Genomic DNA, 17,260 nt, shown 5'->3' on the forward strand with positions numbered 1-17,260 from the left:
CGGTTACACTGTTCGCCACATTGCATCGGGATAGCGACATGGGCGAACCAACACAGGCGGAACAACATCTGGCGAAGGGCCAGCAACTGCAGCAGCAAGGCAAGCTGATCGAAGCGATCAATGCCTACCAGGCCGCCTATAAACTGAATCCGACCCTGGCCGAAGCGCAGCATTTCCAGGGACTGGCGATGCTGGAACTGGGCCAGGGCGCCATCGGCCTGGGCTTGCTGAAACTGTCGCTCAAGCAACAGCCCGACAACGCCCTGTTCCACTACAACCTCGGTAATGTGCTGCGCGGTACGGACAGCGAGGCGGCGCTGGCCAGCTACGCCACGGCGGCGCGATTGGCGCCGCACGAGCACGATTTCGCTATCAGCCATGCGGAATTGCTGCTGGGAAAACAACGTCTGGCCGACACCATCGCCGAGCTGGAACGGGCCCACGCCCTGCGCCCGCAGCGTTGGCAAACCCTGCAGGGCCTGGCCGAGCTGTATTACCGCACGGGCCAGCAGGCACTGGCGCTGTCCCGCTACGCGCAGGGCGTGGCATTGCACCCGGCCCTGGCGCAAACGTGCCGCATCGGCTTTGCCAGCCCCAGCACTGAAAATACGGAACGGCTGAGCACGCCCGACGTAGCGGCAAGCTTGCACGATTTCCTGCGCGAAACCGACCTGCACATCCTCGACGATTTCCTGCCCGACCCGGCCGCCTGGCGCGCGCAGGCGCTGACTTTACCGTTCGAGCAGCAGCGCTATGCCGGGCAGAACTACCCGGGCAGCCAGACGGCGGGCCAGCCCAGTCAAGACATCATGGAGCGCATCGCCACGGCGCTGGGCCGCCCCATCCGTTTTATCTCGCCCGACAACGGTTCCTACCGCCTCAGCTATGCCGACGCCATGGCGCGCACGGATATCCATGTGGATAATGAAACGGGCAACAATTTCAATTTCTATGCGGGCGTACTGTACTTGAACCCACCTGAACAATGCCAGGGCGGCACCACCTTCTGGCGCCACCAGCCCAGCAGCTGGTACCGCCGCCTGCCCGAGGCGGACGTCAAGGCGGGCGGCTACGCCAGCTTCAAGGATTTCCAGAAACGCTGGCTGCCGAACAGTAAAGTGCAGAAATTCAACGACTTGCAGGAACAGCGCGACAGTTGGCAAGCGCTGCTGGAAGTCCCCATGCGCCACAACCGATTGATCGTCTACAAGGGCCACTACTTTCACTCGATCAGCAAGGTGTTTGGCGACACGCCGGAGAATGGGCGATTGGTGCAGCTGTTCTTTTTTGAAGTGCCCGACTAGTACATATCCTGCGCCGTCGCCCGCACGGCTTTGAGCAGCATATCCGCGCCCGGTGACAGCAAATGATCTTGCTGGCGGATGATGCCGAACGCATCCATCTTGCACGGCAACTCGATGGGCAAAATGCTCAGCACGTTCAACGATTCGTAGTAATGCGCCACTTCCGTCGGCATCACGTGCAGCGAATCCGTTTGCTGCAGCAAGGACGTGATCAGCAGCAAGGCGGTGGTGTCGACGACGTCGACGGGCGGTTCCAGGCTGGCGCGGCGGAACATCATGTCGAAGCGGTGGCGCAGGATGCTGCCTTGCGGCGGCAAGATCCACGGCTGGCCAGCCAAATCTTTTAACTGCAAATTCTTGCGCGACAGCAGCGGATGGCCATTGCGCGCCACGGCGCTGGCCGGCTCTTCCGTCAACTCCTCGTAGATGAGGCCGGCGCTGCTTTCCTTTTCCAGGATGCGCCCGATCATGAAATCGAGCGTGCCATGTTGCAGCATGTCCATCAGGGTATTGCTGTGCTCCAGGTGCACGCCGATGCGCATCAGCGGCGCCTGCTGCTTGATGCGGGCAATCGCGCGCGGCAGCAAGGCCATGGCCGGTGTCATGATGACACCCACTTCCACCTGGCCCGTCAGGCCCGACTTCAGCGCGACGATGTCGTCATGCGCCAGCGACAAACTCGTCAAGGCCATGCGCGCGTGGCGTATCATCGTTTCGCCGTAGATGGTCGGCTCCATGCCGCGCGGCAACCTGTCGAACAGGCGCACGTCGAGCATCTCTTCCAGGTCTTTGATTTGCTTGGACGCGGCCGGCTGCGTCATGTGCAATTCTTCCGCCGCACGGTGGATGTTGCGCTGCTCGTCAAGGGCGATCAACAGCAGCAATTGCCGCGTCTTCAGGCGGGCTCGCAAGAACCAGTTGGGGTTGAGGGTATCCATGAATAAATCATATCATGATCGATATCAGTTTTAACTCAATATCGATATTCCAGATATCGGTGTGTCTCCTTTTTGAGCGTCGTCAAACTGCGTTCAGGATGCCTTGCAGGCGGCGCTGGGATTGGCTGCCGGGCCATCCGTTTGATGGATGAATTCGATCGTGCCGTCCGGCTTGTATTTCAGCTCTTCCACAGCCACGGAGCGCCGGTATTCGCCGCCGCCGGGCAACTTGTCGTTGTGATAGAAGACGTAGGACTTGCCGTTAAATTCGATGATGGCCTGGTGGATGGTTTTCACCACGGCATTCTTGTCCATGATGGGACCACGGAAATGCCACGGTCCCGTCGGCGTCGGCCCAGTCGAATACGCCGTTTCTTCCGGGAAGTTGCGCGAGTACGACAGGTAGTAGGTACCCGCATGCTGGTGCATGTAGGCCGCTTCCGTGAACGCATCCATGCCAAAGGTCAAAATGGGGCCATCGAGCTCTGTCATGTTGGCTTTCAGCTTGGCGTATTTCAAGACCGTGTTGCCCCAGTAAATGTAAGCCTGGCCATCCGTATCGATAAACACGGCCGGGTCGATGTCGTCCCACGGGATCGCCGTTTGCTTCGTCATCTCGTTCGTGATCAGGGCGCTGCCGCGCGCATCGACGAACGGCCCGGTCGGGCTGTCGGACACGGCTACGCCGATGGCCTTGCCGGGGATGGTCTTGTGGTCGACGGTCGAATAGAAATAGTATTTGCTGCCGCGCTTGACGATGTCGCCGGCCCAGGCATCCTTGCCGGCCCAGGCGAAGGTGGAAAAGCGCACGGGGGAGCCGTGGTCCGTCCAGTTCGCCATGTCGCACGAGGAATACACGCGCCATTCATTCATGCGGTAGTCCGTGTCGGTGGCGCTTGCTTCATCGTGGCCGACGTACAGGTACACCCTGCCATTGTCGACCAGCGCGGCCGGATCGCCGGTGTAGATGTTTTTCACGATGGGGTTGGCCGCCTGCGCACCAAATGGGGCGCAGGCAAGCGCTGCCGCCATGCCGATGGCTGCGGCAAGTGTGTGTTGCTTCAACATATAGCTTAACTCCCGTTGGTATTTTTCTGGCCCATGGCCATCAGTCTTTGCACGACGCAAAAGACAAACAGCAGGCCGCCGATGACGATCTTGGTCCACCACGAGCTGAGCGTGCCGTCGAAGGCGATCAGGGTCTGGATGGTGCCCAGCACCAGCACGCCCGACAAAGCACCCGCCACATAGCCATAGCCGCCGCTGAGCAGGGTGCCGCCGATGACGACGGCAGCTATCGCGTCCAGTTCCGTGCCTTGCGCATGCAAGCCATAGCCGGACAGCATGTAAAACGAAAACAGCACGCCACCGAGCGAAGCGCAAAAGCCGCTGAAGGCGTAGATCAGCACCTTGGTGCGCCCCACGGGTAAACCCATCATCTGGGCCGACTGTTCGTTGCCGCCGATGGCATACACGGCGCGGCCGAACGGCGTGGCGTGCGCCAGCCAGATGGCCAGCAGCAAGGTCGCCACGGCAATGACCACGCCGGGCGAGATAAAGCCACCGAGAAATTGCAATTGCGTCTGCGACATGGCGACGAATAGCGGGTCGGCGATGGTGATGGAGTTGATGCTGATCAAATAGCACAGCCCGCGCGCCAAAAACATGCCGGCCAGGGTGACGATGAAGGGCTGCAATTTGAAATAATGAATCAGCGCACCCATGCCGGCGCCAAATACGCTGCCCAGCGCCAACACGGTGGCGATCACCAGCGTTGGCGGCCAGTGCGCCACGTTCAGCAGCCAGGCGGCGATCATGGTCGACAGGGCCAGCACGGACCCGACCGACAAATCGATGCCGCCCGAGACGATCACAAAGGTCATGCCGACGGCGATCACCAGCAAAAAAGCATTATCGATCAACAGGTTAAAGATCACTTGCGTGGACAGCAGGCCCGGATAGGCGCCGCCGCCCAGGCCCAGCATCACCACCAGCAGCAGCACGGTGACGAGTGAAGTGAAATACGGGGTGTGCAGCAAGCCCTTCATGCTTTTCTCCGGTGCAGCAATTGCTTGAATTGCGACGATTGCGACAGGCAGACGAGGAACACGACGACCGATTTGACGACCATGTTTACTTCCGGCGGCACGCCCAGCGAATAGATGGTGTAGGTCAGGGTCTGGATGATGAGCGCGCCGATCATGCTGCCCACGAGGCTGAACTTGCCGCCGGCCAGGGACGTACCGCCCAAAGTCACTGCCAGGATGGCATCGAGTTCCAGCATCAGGCCCGCATTGTTCGCATCGGCACTCTTGATGTTCGAGCTGATCATCAGTCCCGACAAGCCCGCGCAGGCGGCGCAAAACACGTAGACAAAAAAGATCAGGGTCGCCGTTTTGATGCCGGCCAGGCGCGCGGCGACAGGATTGATGCCGACGGCCTGGATGAACAGGCCCAGCGCCGTTTTGCGCATCAGCACGGCGGTAATGATGAAGACCGCCGCCACGAGGAACAGAGAAAACGGCAAGCCGAACAGGTAGCCGCTGCCGATGAAGAAGTACGGCTGGTAGTAGACGGTGACGATCTGCCCATCCGTCAACAATTGCGCCAGGCCGCGCCCCGCCACCATCAAGATCAAGGTGGCGACGATGGGCTGCAAGCCCAGGCCCGCCACCAGCACGCCATTCCAGGCGCCGCACAGCAGGGCCGCGCCTAAGGCCGCCGCCAGGGCCCAGCCCATGGGGATGTTGCTCACGTAGGTCGACACGCCATTCTCCATCACCATGCTGCCGCCGATCAGCATGGCGGCCACGGTGCCGGACAGGGCCACGACGGCGCCTACAGAAATGTCGATGCCGCGCGTGGCGATCACCAGGGTCATGCCCAGCGCGGCCAGCATCAGCGGTGCGGCGCGGTTGACGATGTCGATCACGCTGCCGTACAGATGACCGTCTCGGATTTCCAGATGGAAAAAGCCGGGGATGGCAAAGAAATCGACCAGCAACAGCAACAACAGCGCGGCCAGGGGGCGGCTCAGGGGGTGATGCAGAATGGTATGCAAGGCAGACGTACCCATAGTGGAAGCCGGACGCGCCAATGGCGCGCTGGAGGGTGTGGATAAACTCATGTGGCGTCTCCGGCGATCACTTGCAGCACGGAACTGTCATCGAGCTCGCCGCGCGCATAAACGCCGCAAGCCTTGCGGTCGCGCATGACGACGATGCGGTCGCTGCAGCGCAGCACTTCCGGCAGTTCGGACGAAATGAACAAAATCGCCATGCCCTTGCGGCACAGCTTGCTCACATAACTCATGATTTCCTGCTTGGCGCGCACGTCGATGCCGCGCGTCGGTTCGTCGAGGATCAGCATGGCGGGCGAGGTCACCAGCCAGCGCGCCAGCAGTGCCTTTTGCTGGTTGCCGCCCGACAGGCTGCCAATCGGGGTTTCGATGCTGGCCGTCTTGATACCGAGCGCCTTCACGTACTCGTCAGCCAGTGCCTGCTGGCGTTTGAACGGGATGGCGCGCAGCAAGCCCGTGCGGGCCTGCAAGGCCAGGATGATGTTTTCGCGCACGGACAGCGACAAAATCGCGCCCTCGTGCTTGCGGTCTTCCGAGCAAAAACCGATGTCTTGGGCTATCGCGTCGCGCGGCACGTGGAACTGGCGCGGCTTGCCTTGCATGGTGATATTGCCCGAGTCGGCCTTGTCGGCGCCGAACAGCAAACGCGCCAGTTCCGTGCGGCCCGAACCGAGCAAGCCGGCCAGACCCAGCAATTCACCTTGGCGGATGTGGAAATCCATGGGCAGCAAGGCGCCCTTGCGACCCAGTCCCTGCGCTTCGAGCACATTCGGTCCAAAGCTGGCGGCGCCCGCGTCTTGCGCCATATCCAGCGCTTGTTCCGGCGTGTCAAACGCCACGCCGATCATCTTGTTCACCAACGCCAGGCGCGACAGTTCGCTGCACGCGTATTCTCCCTCGCGCTCGCCATTGCGCATGACGGTGATGCGGTCGGAAATGGCGTAAGTCTGGTCGAGGAAGTGGGTGACGAACAAAATCGCCATGCCCTGCTCGCGCAAACGGCGCAGCACGGAAAACAGCAAATTGACTTCGGCCTCGTCCAGGCTGGACGTGGGCTCATCGAGGATCAGCACGCGGGCGGAAATGTTCAGCGCGCGCGAGATGGCCACCATTTGCTGGATCGCCAGCGGAAAACTGGACAGTTGCGCCGTGACATCGATATCGATCTGCAATTGCTGCAGCAAGGCACGCGCCTGCTGCTGCATGGAACGCCAATCGATAGGGCCAAAACGGGCGCCGAAGCGGCGCGGATAGCGCCCGATAAAGATGTTTTCCGCCACCGACAGGTTCGGGCACAGATTGACTTCCTGGTACACGGTGCTGATGCCGAGCAGTTGCGCATCCGAGGTGGACGCGGGGGCGATAGCTTTGCCATCGAGCAAAATCTGGCCGCTGTCGGGCGTGTACACGCCCGTCAGCACCTTGATCAGTGTCGATTTCCCGGCACCGTTCTGTCCCATCAAGGTGTGCACTTCGCCCGGATACAGGCGCAGGGCAACATCGCTGAGGGCTTTGACGCCGGGAAAGGACTTGCTGATGCCGCGCAACTCCAGCAAGGGAGCTGGCGCGGCGTTGTGATGCGCTTGCGTCTTCATCATGCGGCAAGCTTAGTACTTACGGTTCGGAAATTCCTTGGCGGCCACCTCGGCAGGGAATACGCCCTCCACCGTCGTGATGCGCGCTGGCACGGGTTTACCGGCGACCACATCGCGGGCGATGGACATCAATTGCGGGCCCAGCAGCGGGCTGCATTCCACGGTAACGTTCAGCTTGCCGGCGATCATGGCTTCGAACGCGCCTTTCACACCATCGATCGAGATGATGATGATGTCCTTGCCCGGCTTCATGCCCGCCTCTTCGATGGCCTGGATGGCGCCGATGGCCATGTCGTCATTGTGCGCGTACAGCACGTTGATCTTCTTGCCTTCGGCCTTCAGGAACGCTTCCATCACTTCCTTGCCCTTGGCACGCGTAAAGTCGCCCGTTTGCGAACGGATGATCTTCAGCTTGGGATTCTTGCCGATGACTTCCTGGAAGCCTTCCTTGCGGTCAATGGCGGGGGCCGAACCGACCGTGCCTTGCAGCTCGACGATGTTCAGGGTGGCGTCCGGGGTTTTCTTGGCGTGCTCGATCAGCCACTGGCCGGCGCGACGGCCCTCTTCCACGAAGTCGGAGCCGATGAAGGTGACATAAAGCGATTTATCGGCCACGTTGACGGCGCGGTCCGTCAAGATGACGGGGATCTTGGCAGCCTTGGCTTCGCGCAAGACGGTATCCCAGCCGGATTCAACGACCGGCGAGAAAGCGATCACGTCGACTTTTTGCGCGATGAAAGAGCGCAGGGCCTTAACCTGGTTTTCCTGCTTTTGCTGCGCGTCGGCAAATTTCAAGGTGACGCCATCTTTCTTGGCGGCATCCTTGATGGAGACGGTATTGGCGGTGCGCCATTCGCTTTCGGCGCCTACCTGCGAAAAGCCCATGACGAGGGGCTTGGCGGCAAAGGCGGACGAGGTAGCGAAGGTGGTGGCGGAAGCGGCCAGCAGCATGGCGCTGGCGAGGAGTGTGCGGCGTGTCAATGTCATTCTTGTCTCCAGTTTTTTTTGGAATACCATCACAGCCGGATGCCGGATGGGCGGTTTTTTATGAACCCATGGTAGGAGAAAGCAACATAGCCATCCAATCAATTCTTTTTCGCTTGCGATACCGATTTGCGTATCACCTGGCACACATCTCCTGGCCCCTTACCGTTTGGCAGCCGGCAATTGGCGGCTTTGATAGCGGTTCAAGTCGCGCGCATCAACCTGCGGCCAGCCATCCTTGTCCCATGTCATGGGCAGGATCTTGAGTTTTTGCAAGTAATTGTCCGCCGTTTCATACGCGTGCAGCACCAGATAATCCTTGCCCTCAAATGTGTAGGCGCTGTTGTGGCCCAGGCCCTGCCAATCCTTGTCGCCTTTCAGCACCATCGTGCCGCCGCCCTGCGCCATGTCGCGGCCATCCTTGTCCAGATAAGGCCCCGTCACGCTGTTGGACCGCCCCACGGCCAGGTGGTAGGTGCTTTTTTCCTTTTGACAGCACAGGCCCCAGGAGACGAATAAAAAATAATCCTTGCCGCGTTGGAAGATGAAGGGCGCTTCGATTTCCTCGGGCGCCGGCTTGAATTCCCCCGCCCTTGGCGGCAGCGGCGCCCGGCGCGCCAGCGAATGCCACTCTTGCGGTTCCGCAATACGCGTCCAGTCGGGCGTCAATTTCACCAGCTTGATGCCGTTCCAGAACGAACCGAACGACATCCACGGCGTGCCCTTGGCATCGGTAATGATGTGCGAGTCGATGGCGTTCCACTCGTCGCGCTCGGGCACCGATTGCAACAACATGCCCTGGTCGACCCAGCGGTAGTCGGGCGAGCGGGGGTTGAGGGTGGTGTTGACGGTGACGCCGATGCCCGAGGTGTTCTTGCCGAAACCGGAGACCGAGTAGTACAGGTAATATTTTCCGTCATGAAACTGCACGTCGGGCGCCCAGATATGGTCGTCAAACGATGGCGCGGCCGTCTTCGCCCATGAGGGCTGGTCCGCAAAGACGCGCCCTTCCGGCTGCCAGTCAAGCATGTTTTTCGAGCTGTAGAAGGTGATGCCGGGACCCGTGCTGTACAGATAATACGTGTCGCCTTCCTTGGCCATCACTGGGTCGTGCACGCTGACCTGGGCCGCCTTAACGGGGCTGAAGGCAAGCATGGCCGCCAAGGCCATCATTATCGAAAATTGCATCGTGTTCTCCACTTGGCCAGCCGGCCCGTCATGCGGGCCGGCTGGATACATCAAAATCGGCAGGTTTATTCGACCGCCACCACCACCACGGCCTTGGCCGGTACCGACACGGTCAGCTTGCCGCCTTGCGCCTTGGCATTGAACGCCACCGGTTGCACGGCTTGCGGTTGCGCAAAGCTGTTGACCGCATCCATCGTGCCAGCGGTTAGCACGCGGCCCGTGACGCTGGCCACTTGCTTGCCCGCCAGGGCCACATTGACGTCGACGGCCTTGTTCGGGTTGGTGTTGACCAGCGACAAATACACCTTGCCATCCTTGGCGCGCGCGGCCGAGGCGCTCACTTCCGGAATGCTGACCTTGCCCAGGCTGTACTTGCCATTGCCCTGGATGGCGACCGGCAGGGACGTGGCGTCCTGGAACGGCACATACATCTGGAACGCGTGGTAAGTGGGCGTGAGGAAATAGCGTTCCTTGTCCGTGATGATCATCGCCTGCAGCACGTTGACCATTTGCGCGATATTCGTCATGCGCACGCGGTCGGCGTGGGCATGGAAGATATTGAAGTTCAGGGCCGCCACCAGAGCATCGCGCAAGCTGTTTTGCTGGAACAAAAAGCCCGTGTTGGTGCCCGGCTCCACGTCGTACCAGGTGCCCCATTCATCGACGTACAAGCCCGTCTTTTTCGAGGGATCGTTCTTGTCGATGGCGGCAATATTGTTCTTGATCAAACTATCGATGCGCAGGGTACGACTCAGGGTGGAAATCCATTCATTTTCGCCAAATCCCGTGGCCGCGCCCTTCTTTTCCCAGATACCGGTCGGCACCGTGTAGTAGTGGAAACTGATGGCGTCCATCATGTTCGGCTTGATTTCGCGGCTCAGGGTGCCGGACCAGCTGATGTCATCGTCATTGCCGCCGCTGGCGATGAACTTTGGACGCGCGCTTTCCGGCGTCTTCATGAAGGTGTGATAGTGCTTGTACAGGTCGGCGTAGTATTGCGGGCGCATATTGCCGCCGCAACCCCAGGCTTCGTTGCCGATGCCAAAGTAATCGACTTTATACGGCTGGGCACGGCCATTCTTGCGGCGCAGCTCGGCCAGGGTGGACTTGCTGTCCGACGTCATGTATTCGAGCCACTCGGACATTTCCTGCGGCGTGCCGGAACCGAGGTTGCCGTTGATATAGGTTTGTGCGCCCAGCAGGTCGGCCAGGTCGAAGAATTCATGCGTGCCGACGGCGTTCGATTCTTCCACGCCACCCCAGTTGGTGTTGACCTTGGTCGGGCGCTTCTCGCGCGCGCCGATGCCGTCCTTCCAGTGATATTCATCGGCAAAGCAGCCTCCCGGCCAGCGAACCAAGGGCACGTGCAACTGTTTCAGCGCGCCCAGCACGTCGTTGCGCCAACCCTTGGTGTTCGGGATCGGCGACTCCGGGCCCACCCACATGCCTTCATAGATGCCCGTGCCCAGGTGCTCGGCGAACTGGCCGTAGATGTTTTTATTGATCACGGGGCCGGGCTTGGCCACGTCGATGATGACGTTGACGGGCGCGGCAAAGGCGCTGCCAACGGCCATGGCCAGGCTGAGGGCCACGATGCTGGTATGGATGAATTTCATGCTGTCTCCTGTTTTTTAGTGAAAAGCAAGGGCCGGGATCACTCCCGGCAATCTGGAATGGCGATGCCTCTCCTGCCGCGGGGTTGGGGCGGCAAGAGGGGTGTTGCAAGATCGGAGTTGCCGGTCAGTGCCGGCGCGAATAAACGGCGCGGGGGCGCTTACACCCAGCCGGCGTCGACGATGAACTCTTGACTGGAACACATCGCGCCGTCGTCCGATGCAAGGAACAGCACCATGGCGGCGATGTCCTGCGGCATCAGCTTGCTTGGCAAGCACTGGCTTTTCTTGATTTCCACTTCGGCCGCCTCATTGACCCACAGCTCAATCTGGCGCTGCGTCATGACCCAGCCGGGCGTGACCGTGTTGACGCGGATATTGTGCGCGCCATAATCGCGCGCCAGACCCCGCGTGAGGCCGACGACGGCCGCCTTGGTGGTGGCATACACGGGGTAGCCGCCCGACTTCATGTGCCAGGAAATCGAGCTGACATTGATGATGGAGCCGCCGCCCTTGCGCTTCATGCCCTCGAAGACGGCCTGGCACGTAAAGAACATGGGACGTTGATTGATCGCAATACGCTCGTTCCAGTATTCCAGGGTCACGTCCTGCGCCTGGTGTCGCTGGTCGTTGGCCGCATTGTTGACGAGGATATCGAAGTCGCCCAGTTGATCGGCCAGTTCCGCCATGACGGCTTGCAGAGAGGCAATATCCGTGATGTCGCAATGGCGGAACAAGGGCGCCGTCAGACCCGCTTCAGCCAGGCGGCGGCACAGGGCCTCGCTCGCTTCCACGGCGATGTCGACAAACGCCACCAGCGCGCCCTGGGCGGCAAACTCCGCCACCAGGGATTCGCCGATGCCGCTGCCGCCACCCGTGATGAACACGCGCTTGCCCTGCAAGCTGCCATATTTCGCCAATTGCTTCATTTTGTCTCCACCTGTGTATTTTTATTTTTTGTAATTAACGTTTGTCCAGCACGCCATCGTGACGGCGCCATATCCCCAGCGGATTATCGTCGCGCAGCGATGCCGGCAGCAAGTCCTGCGGCAGATTCTGATACGACACGGGCCGCAGGAAGCGGTTGATGGCCGCCGTGCCCACCGAGGTGCTGCGGCCATCCGAGGTAGCCGGGAACGGGCCGCCGTGCACCATGGCCGTCGACACTTCCACGCCCGTCGGGAAACCGTTGGCCAGGATGCGGCCCACGCGGCGTTCCAGCACGGGCAGCAAACGGCGCGCATCGTTCAGGTCGCCGGCATCCATTTGCAGGGTGGCCGTCAGCTGGCCTTCCAGGCTTTCCGTGATCGCCAGCAATTGATCCATGTCGCGGCACGCCACCAGCAGGGAGGCGGGACCGAAGACTTCGTCGCGCAGATCGTGCTTGCCCAGGAAAGCCTCGCCCGAAGTGACGAACAGGGCGGCGGCGCCCTTGCCTTCCTCGCCAGCGTTTTGCACCAGCGGCGTCACATCGGCGTGCTGCGCCAGCGCGACCACGCCCTTCGCATAGCTGCTGGCGATGCCGGCCGTCAGCATGGTGGCGGCCGGTGCCGGCGCCAGCGCTGCTGCTGCAGCGGCGGCAAATGCCGTGAAGTCGGCCCCTTCCAGGCCCAGCACGAGGCCGGGGTTGGTGCAGAACTGGCCCACGCCCATGGTCAGCGAGGCGGCAAAACCGCTGGCAATCACCGCGCCACGGGCAGCCAAGGCTTGCGGTAGCACAAACACGGGGTTGATGCTGCTCATTTCAGCATATACAGGTATCGGTTGCGCACGTTCTGCCGCCACTTTCATCAGGGCGATGCCGCCCGAACGCGAACCCGTAAAACCCACGGCCTGGATGGCCGGATGGGCCACCAAAGCCTGGCCGATGCCGTTGCCCGTGCCCGTCAGCAAGGCGAACACGCCGGTCGGCAGCTTGCAGAGGGCAATCGCCTTGACGATGGCGCGCGCCACCAGCTCCGACGTGCCCGGATGGGCCGAGTGGGCTTTCAGCACGACGGGGCAGCCGGCGGCCAGCGCCGAGGCCGTATCGCCACCGGCCACGGAAAAGGCCAGCGGGAAGTTACTGGCCGCAAACACGGCGACGGGACCCAGGCCGATCATGCGCAAGCGCAGGTCTGGACGCGGTGGCGTGCGTTCCGGCAACGCCGAATCGATGCGCGCATCGGTCCACGAACCTTCACGCAGCAAGCCGGCGAACAGTGTTAACTGACCCACGGTGCGGCCACGTTCGCCTTCCAGGCGCGCGCGCGGCAAGCCGCTTTCCGTCATGGCGCGCACGATCAGCTCGTCGCCCAGTTCGAGGATTTGCGCGGCGATGGTCTCTAAAAAATCGGCGCGTTGCGCATCCGTGGTGGCGCGGAAGGGGTCGAAAGCGGCCTGTGCCAGACGGCACGCCGCGTCGATTTGCGCCACGTCCACCATGTGGAAGGCCGGCGCGATGTGCGCGCGCGCGGCCGGGTCCCAGGCTTCGAAGGAGCCGCCATTGCCCTTGACGGCGACGCCGCCGATCAATGCATCACCGGTGATATTGAAACTCATAATGTGCTCACTTTCGCAAATGCGGTTGGGAAAACGTCGAGGCGGTTGCGCAAGGCAGGGCCAAAGGCCGGCGCTTCGATTTCAAAGGTTTCGCCCGGCGCCACGCTCACGCCATCGGCAAAGCTCAAGGTAGCCGTGCCGAAGAAATGCACGTGCACGTCGCCAGGGCGCTTGAACAGCGGATACTTGAAGTGATGGTGTTCCAGGTTGGCAATCGTGTGCGACATATTGTCTTCGCCGCTGACAAAGGCCTTTTCCCAGCGCACCTTGCCGGACCCGTCGAGCACGCGCGAGGTACCGGCGATGTGCGCGGGCAATTCGCCCACCAGCAGGGCCGGACCGACGCTGCACATGCGCAGCTTCGAGTGGGCTAGGTACAGATAGTTCTGGCGTTCCGTGATGTGGTCCGAGAATTCATTGCCAATGGCATAGCCGACGCGGTAGGGCTGAGCGTCGTCGCCGATCACGTACAGGCCGGCGATTTCCGGCTCTTCGCCGCCATCGAGGGCAAAGTCCGGCATGCGCAGCGGCTGGCCGCCAGCGCGCACGATGGAGCCGTCGCCCTTGTAAAACCACTCGGGCTGGGCGCCGACCGTGCCGTCAGCCGGCTTGCCGCCTTCCACGCCCAGGCGAAACATTTTCATGGAGTCGCTCAAGGACTCCGCGTCGCCGCCGATTTTCTTGTGCATGGCGTCGCGCGCGCCGGCGCTGCCCAGATGGGTCAGGCCCGTGCCCGTCACGTAGCAATGCGCTTCGTCCGCATGGTCGAGCGGCGCCAGCAGGCGGCCGCTACTGGCCACGTCCACATACCAATGCGTGGTGTTGCCGACGGTGGCGTCCACCAGTTCGGCCAGACTGACCTTTTTGCGGATGGCGTCTTGCGCCAGCGCATACGTCGTGTTGTAGCCTTCGATGACGCGGATCTGGTCGTCTTGCAGCAGGCCGACCAGACGGCCGCCGTGTTCATTCGTAAATTGCAGCAACAGCATGAGAATCTCCGCTTAATGTGAGTGGCGCGGCACGGCGGAACCGCGATTGCCGATCAGGAAGTCGAAATCGCAGCCTTCGTCGGCTTGCAACACGTGTTCGATATACAACTGCTGGTAGCCGCTCTTCGGCCCGGGCGCACTGCCCAGCTCGCGGACCGCCAGGCGCTCGGCGATTTCCGCATCGCTGATGTCGATGTTCAGGCTGCCGTTGTGGCAATCGAGGGCGATCATGTCGCCATCGCGCACGATGCCCAGCGGGCCGCCCGCCATGGCTTCCGGCGCCACATGCAGCACGACGGTGCCGTAGGCGGTGCCGCTCATGCGCGCGTCCGAGATGCGCACCATGTCGGTGATGCCTTGCGCCAGCAGTTTCGGCGGCAAGCCCATATTGCCCACTTCAGCCATGCCCGGGTAGCCTTTCGGGCCGCAATTTTTCATGACCAGCACGGAATCGGCGTCGACATCGAGGTCGGGATCGAGAATGCGCGATTTATAGTGTTCGAAATCCTCGAACACGACGGCCTTGCCGCGGTGCTGCATCAAATGCGGCGAGGCGGCCGACGGTTTCAACACGGCACCACGCGGCGCCAGGTTGCCGCGCAGCACGCAGATGCCGCCATCGGCCAGCAGCGGGTTGTCCAGCGTACGCACCACTTCATCGTTGTAGATCGGTGCTTCGACGCAGTTGTCCCAGATCGACTTGCCATTGACGGTCAGCGCATTCTTGTGCGGCAGCAAATCGCCTTCGCCCAGGCGGCGTATCACGGCCGGCAAGCCGCCCGCGTAATAAAACTCTTCCATCAGGAAACGGCCCGATGGCAGCAAGTCGACGATGGTCGGCGTGCCACGCCCCACCTTGGTCCAGTCTTCCAATTCCAGGGGTACGCCGATGCGCCCGGCAATCGCTTTCAAGTGGATCACGGCATTGGTCGAGCCGCCGATGGCGGCGTTGACCTTGATGGCGTTTTCAAACGCTGCACGCGTCAGCACTTTCGACAGGCGCAGGTCTTCGTGCACCATTTCAACAATGCGGATGCCCGACATGTGCGCCAGCACGTAGCGGCGCGAATCGACGGCGGGAATGGCGGCGTTATGCGGCAGGGAGGTGCCCAGCGCTTCAGCCATGCTGGCCATCGTCGAGGCCGTACCCATGGTGTTGCAGGTACCGGCCGAGCGCGACATGCCCGATTCGGCCGACATGAACTGGTGCAAGGTGATGGAACCGGCCTTCATCTGCTCGTGCAACTGCCACACGGCCGTGCCGGAGCCGATATCTTTGCCATTGAGCTTGCCGTTCAGCATGGGGCCGCCGCTGACGACGATGGTGGGAATGTCGACGCTGGCCGCGCCCATCAGCAGCGCCGGCGTGGTCTTGTCGCAGCCGACCAGCAGCACGACGGCGTCCATCGGGTTGCCGCGGATCGATTCTTCCACATCCATCGAGGCCAGGTTGCGCGTCAGCATGGCGGTGGGACGCAGGTTCGATTCGCCGTTCGAAAAGACGGGGAATTCCACGGGGAAACCGCCCGCTTCCAGGATGCCGCGCTTGACGTGTTCGGCCAACTGGCGGAAATGCGCGTTGCAGGGGGTCAGTTCGGACCAGGTATTGCAGATGCCGATGATGGGCTTGCCGTGAAATTCGTGGTCAGGTATGCCCTGGTTTTTCATCCAGCTGCGGTACATGAAGCCATTCTTGTCCTGCGAACCGAACCACTCGGCAGAGCGCAGGGCTACCTTCTTTTTTGTCTCAGACATGCCATTCTCCTGGTTGTGCCATGCCGGATCTTGTCGTCGGCCCGGGCAGCGATGTTGGAATACTAAAGAATCCTGCCATGCCTTTCCAATCAATTTTTAATGCGTTCCGATATCGAAAACGGTATCAGCATGCACCAATGAAAACGCCCTGCTGGCGCGTGGCGGCAGGGCGTGGGCTGTCTTGGCTAGGAAGCTTACTCGACGGAAAATCGGTACGCGGTGTGCGTCTGATACACCTGACCCGGGCGCAAAATGGTGCTGGGAAAATGCGATTGATTCGGCGCATCCGGGAAATGCTGCGTTTCCAGGCACAGCGCACCACGGTAGCGGATGGGGCCATGCTTGCCGTGCTGGCTGCCATCGAGGAAGTTACCGGAATAAAACTGGATGCCTGGTTCCTGCGTGTACACCTGCATCACCCGCCCTGAAACGGGATCGCGCACGGTGGCGGCCAGGTTCAGCAAGTGCCCCGGCTTTTGATTCAGCACAAAGTTATGGTCGTAGCCACGGCCGATGCGGATCTGCTCATGCGGCAAGGCGATGCTATCGCCGATGACAGTGCTTTGGCGCAAGTCGAATGGCGTGCCGGACACGTCCGCCAGTTCGCCCGTGGGGATGGAGCCGGCATCAACGGGCAGGTAGCGGTCCGCGTTGATGGACAGCGCGTGGCCGAGGATAGTGCCCTGCCCCGCCAGATTGAAATAGCTGTGGTTCGTCAAGTTGACAGGCGTGGCCTGGTCCGTCACGGCGTGGTAGCGCAGGCTCAGGGCGTTGTCGTTGTCCAGTTCGTACACGACGGTGACGTCCAGCTGGCCCGGATAACCATCTTCGCCGTGCGGACTGCTACGCGTGAAGGTGACGCCCACGGCATCGTCCGTGGTGAACGGCTCGGCCCGCCACATGACTTGGTGAAAGCCCTGGTTGCCACCATGCAAGTGATTTGGCGCATTGTTGACGGCCAGCTGGTAATTCTTGCCATCCAGACTGAAACGCCCCTGCGCGATACGGTTGCCGAAGCGCCCGATGACGGCGCCCAGGAAAGCGCTGTTGTGCAAATACGGCTCGATGTGCTCGAATCCCAGCACCACGTCGGCAAAAGTGCCGTCGCGGTCCGGCACGTGAATTTCACTGATGATGGCGCCAAAGTCGAGCACCTTGACTCGCATGCCCTGGCGGTTCGTCAGGGTAAATACGCTAACTTGCTGGCCATCGGGCAAGATGCCGAACGGCGCTTGCGTCACTGAAACAGAATCAACTGGGATCATGGCGTCGGG

The 17,260-nt window shown here is 61.4% G+C and carries 14 protein-coding genes; 1 reads left to right on the forward strand and 13 read right to left on the reverse strand.

What is annotated here, in order from left to right:
- The first annotated feature begins 38 nt into the window (after nucleotides 1-38).
- The gene (locus tag ACP7DE_RS18800) at nucleotides 39-1,304 is read left to right on the forward strand and encodes a DUF6445 family protein (RefSeq protein WP_426073504.1); all 1,266 of its coding nucleotides are present in this window, start codon (nucleotides 39-41) and stop codon (nucleotides 1,302-1,304) included.
- Here the strand turns inward: ACP7DE_RS18800 and ACP7DE_RS18805 are convergent.
- The 13 genes from ACP7DE_RS18805 to ACP7DE_RS18865 form a co-directional block, all read right to left on the reverse strand.
- Nucleotides 1,301-2,242 (reverse strand): LysR family transcriptional regulator, encoded by a 942-nt coding sequence (locus ACP7DE_RS18805; RefSeq protein WP_131689644.1) that lies wholly within the window; start codon nucleotides 2,240-2,242, stop codon nucleotides 1,301-1,303. The two genes, ACP7DE_RS18800 and ACP7DE_RS18805, sit on opposite strands and share 4 nt — an antisense overlap.
- A 93-nt stretch (nucleotides 2,243-2,335) precedes the next feature.
- Nucleotides 2,336-3,310, reverse strand: a complete 975-nt coding sequence (locus ACP7DE_RS18810) for a glycoside hydrolase family 43 protein (RefSeq protein WP_426073505.1) — start codon at nucleotides 3,308-3,310, stop codon at nucleotides 2,336-2,338.
- A 5-nt stretch (nucleotides 3,311-3,315) separates the two neighbouring features.
- Nucleotides 3,316-4,290, reverse strand: a complete 975-nt coding sequence (yjfF, locus tag ACP7DE_RS18815; protein WP_426073506.1) for a galactofuranose ABC transporter, permease protein YjfF — start codon at nucleotides 4,288-4,290, stop codon at nucleotides 3,316-3,318.
- Complete coding sequence (locus ACP7DE_RS18820) at nucleotides 4,287-5,318, reverse strand: ABC transporter permease (RefSeq protein ID WP_426073625.1); 1,032 nt, start codon at nucleotides 5,316-5,318, stop codon at nucleotides 4,287-4,289. The genes yjfF and ACP7DE_RS18820 overlap by 4 nt, the downstream gene beginning before the upstream one ends.
- A 47-nt stretch (nucleotides 5,319-5,365) precedes the next feature.
- On the reverse strand, nucleotides 5,366-6,919 hold the full coding sequence (locus ACP7DE_RS18825; protein WP_426073507.1) for a sugar ABC transporter ATP-binding protein: 1,554 nt from the start codon (nucleotides 6,917-6,919) through the stop codon (nucleotides 5,366-5,368).
- A 9-nt stretch (nucleotides 6,920-6,928) separates the two neighbouring features.
- Entirely contained in the window at nucleotides 6,929-7,903 is a 975-nt protein-coding gene (locus tag ACP7DE_RS18830; protein WP_426073508.1) for an ABC transporter substrate-binding protein, read from the reverse strand.
- Nucleotides 7,904-8,062: 159 nt separating this feature from the next.
- Nucleotides 8,063-9,088, reverse strand: a complete 1,026-nt coding sequence (locus ACP7DE_RS18835) for an arabinan endo-1,5-alpha-L-arabinosidase (RefSeq protein WP_426073509.1) — start codon at nucleotides 9,086-9,088, stop codon at nucleotides 8,063-8,065.
- Nucleotides 9,089-9,153: 65 nt separating this feature from the next.
- The gene (locus ACP7DE_RS18840) at nucleotides 9,154-10,704 is read right to left on the reverse strand and encodes an alpha-N-arabinofuranosidase (protein ID WP_426073510.1); all 1,551 of its coding nucleotides are present in this window, start codon (nucleotides 10,702-10,704) and stop codon (nucleotides 9,154-9,156) included.
- Nucleotides 10,705-10,862: 158 nt separating this feature from the next.
- Complete coding sequence (locus ACP7DE_RS18845) at nucleotides 10,863-11,630, reverse strand: SDR family NAD(P)-dependent oxidoreductase (RefSeq protein ID WP_426073511.1); 768 nt, start codon at nucleotides 11,628-11,630, stop codon at nucleotides 10,863-10,865.
- Between the two features lie 34 nt (nucleotides 11,631-11,664).
- Nucleotides 11,665-13,242 (reverse strand): aldehyde dehydrogenase (NADP(+)), encoded by a 1,578-nt coding sequence (locus tag ACP7DE_RS18850; RefSeq protein ID WP_426073512.1) that lies wholly within the window; start codon nucleotides 13,240-13,242, stop codon nucleotides 11,665-11,667.
- A complete protein-coding gene (gene araD1, locus ACP7DE_RS18855) occupies nucleotides 13,239-14,231 on the reverse strand; it encodes an AraD1 family protein (RefSeq protein WP_426073513.1) in 993 nt (330 codons plus the stop codon). The genes ACP7DE_RS18850 and araD1 overlap by 4 nt, the downstream gene beginning before the upstream one ends.
- Nucleotides 14,232-14,243: 12 nt before the next feature.
- On the reverse strand, nucleotides 14,244-15,986 hold the full coding sequence (locus ACP7DE_RS18860) for an IlvD/Edd family dehydratase (RefSeq protein ID WP_426073514.1): 1,743 nt from the start codon (nucleotides 15,984-15,986) through the stop codon (nucleotides 14,244-14,246).
- Nucleotides 15,987-16,180: 194 nt separating this feature from the next.
- A complete protein-coding gene (locus ACP7DE_RS18865; protein ID WP_426073515.1) occupies nucleotides 16,181-17,251 on the reverse strand; it encodes an aldose epimerase family protein in 1,071 nt (356 codons plus the stop codon).
- Nucleotides 17,252-17,260: the final 9 nt, after the last annotated feature.

The sequence above is a fragment of the Janthinobacterium sp. DSP2-3-3 genome, from assembly GCF_049897325.1.
Lineage (GTDB): Bacteria > Pseudomonadota > Gammaproteobacteria > Burkholderiales > Burkholderiaceae_D > Janthinobacterium.

What these genes read in the sequence shown, in the direction of transcription:
- ACP7DE_RS18860 (WP_426073514.1), bottom strand. Translation starts at nt 15,986, where the DNA reads ATGTCTGAGACAAAAAAGAAGGTAGCCCTGCGCTCTGCCGAGTGGTTC.
- ACP7DE_RS18865 (WP_426073515.1), bottom strand. Translation starts at nt 17,251, where the DNA reads ATGATCCCAGTTGATTCTGTTTCAGTGACGCAAGCGCCGTTCGGCATC.
- ACP7DE_RS18830 (WP_426073508.1), bottom strand. Translation starts at nt 7,903, where the DNA reads ATGACATTGACACGCCGCACACTCCTCGCCAGCGCCATGCTGCTGGCC.
- araD1 (WP_426073513.1), bottom strand. Translation starts at nt 14,231, where the DNA reads ATGCTGTTGCTGCAATTTACGAATGAACACGGCGGCCGTCTGGTCGGC.
- ACP7DE_RS18845 (WP_426073511.1), bottom strand. Translation starts at nt 11,630, where the DNA reads ATGAAGCAATTGGCGAAATATGGCAGCTTGCAGGGCAAGCGCGTGTTC.
- ACP7DE_RS18805 (WP_131689644.1), bottom strand. Translation starts at nt 2,242, where the DNA reads ATGGATACCCTCAACCCCAACTGGTTCTTGCGAGCCCGCCTGAAGACG.
- ACP7DE_RS18850 (WP_426073512.1), bottom strand. Translation starts at nt 13,242, where the DNA reads ATGAGTTTCAATATCACCGGTGATGCATTGATCGGCGGCGTCGCCGTC.
- ACP7DE_RS18825 (WP_426073507.1), bottom strand. Translation starts at nt 6,919, where the DNA reads ATGATGAAGACGCAAGCGCATCACAACGCCGCGCCAGCTCCCTTGCTG.
- ACP7DE_RS18810 (WP_426073505.1), bottom strand. Translation starts at nt 3,310, where the DNA reads ATGTTGAAGCAACACACACTTGCCGCAGCCATCGGCATGGCGGCAGCG.
- ACP7DE_RS18835 (WP_426073509.1), bottom strand. Translation starts at nt 9,088, where the DNA reads ATGCAATTTTCGATAATGATGGCCTTGGCGGCCATGCTTGCCTTCAGC.
- ACP7DE_RS18840 (WP_426073510.1), bottom strand. Translation starts at nt 10,704, where the DNA reads ATGAAATTCATCCATACCAGCATCGTGGCCCTCAGCCTGGCCATGGCC.
- yjfF (WP_426073506.1), bottom strand. Translation starts at nt 4,290, where the DNA reads ATGAAGGGCTTGCTGCACACCCCGTATTTCACTTCACTCGTCACCGTG.
- ACP7DE_RS18800 (WP_426073504.1), top strand. Translation starts at nt 39, where the DNA reads ATGGGCGAACCAACACAGGCGGAACAACATCTGGCGAAGGGCCAGCAA.
- ACP7DE_RS18820 (WP_426073625.1), bottom strand. Translation starts at nt 5,318, where the DNA reads ATGGGTACGTCTGCCTTGCATACCATTCTGCATCACCCCCTGAGCCGC.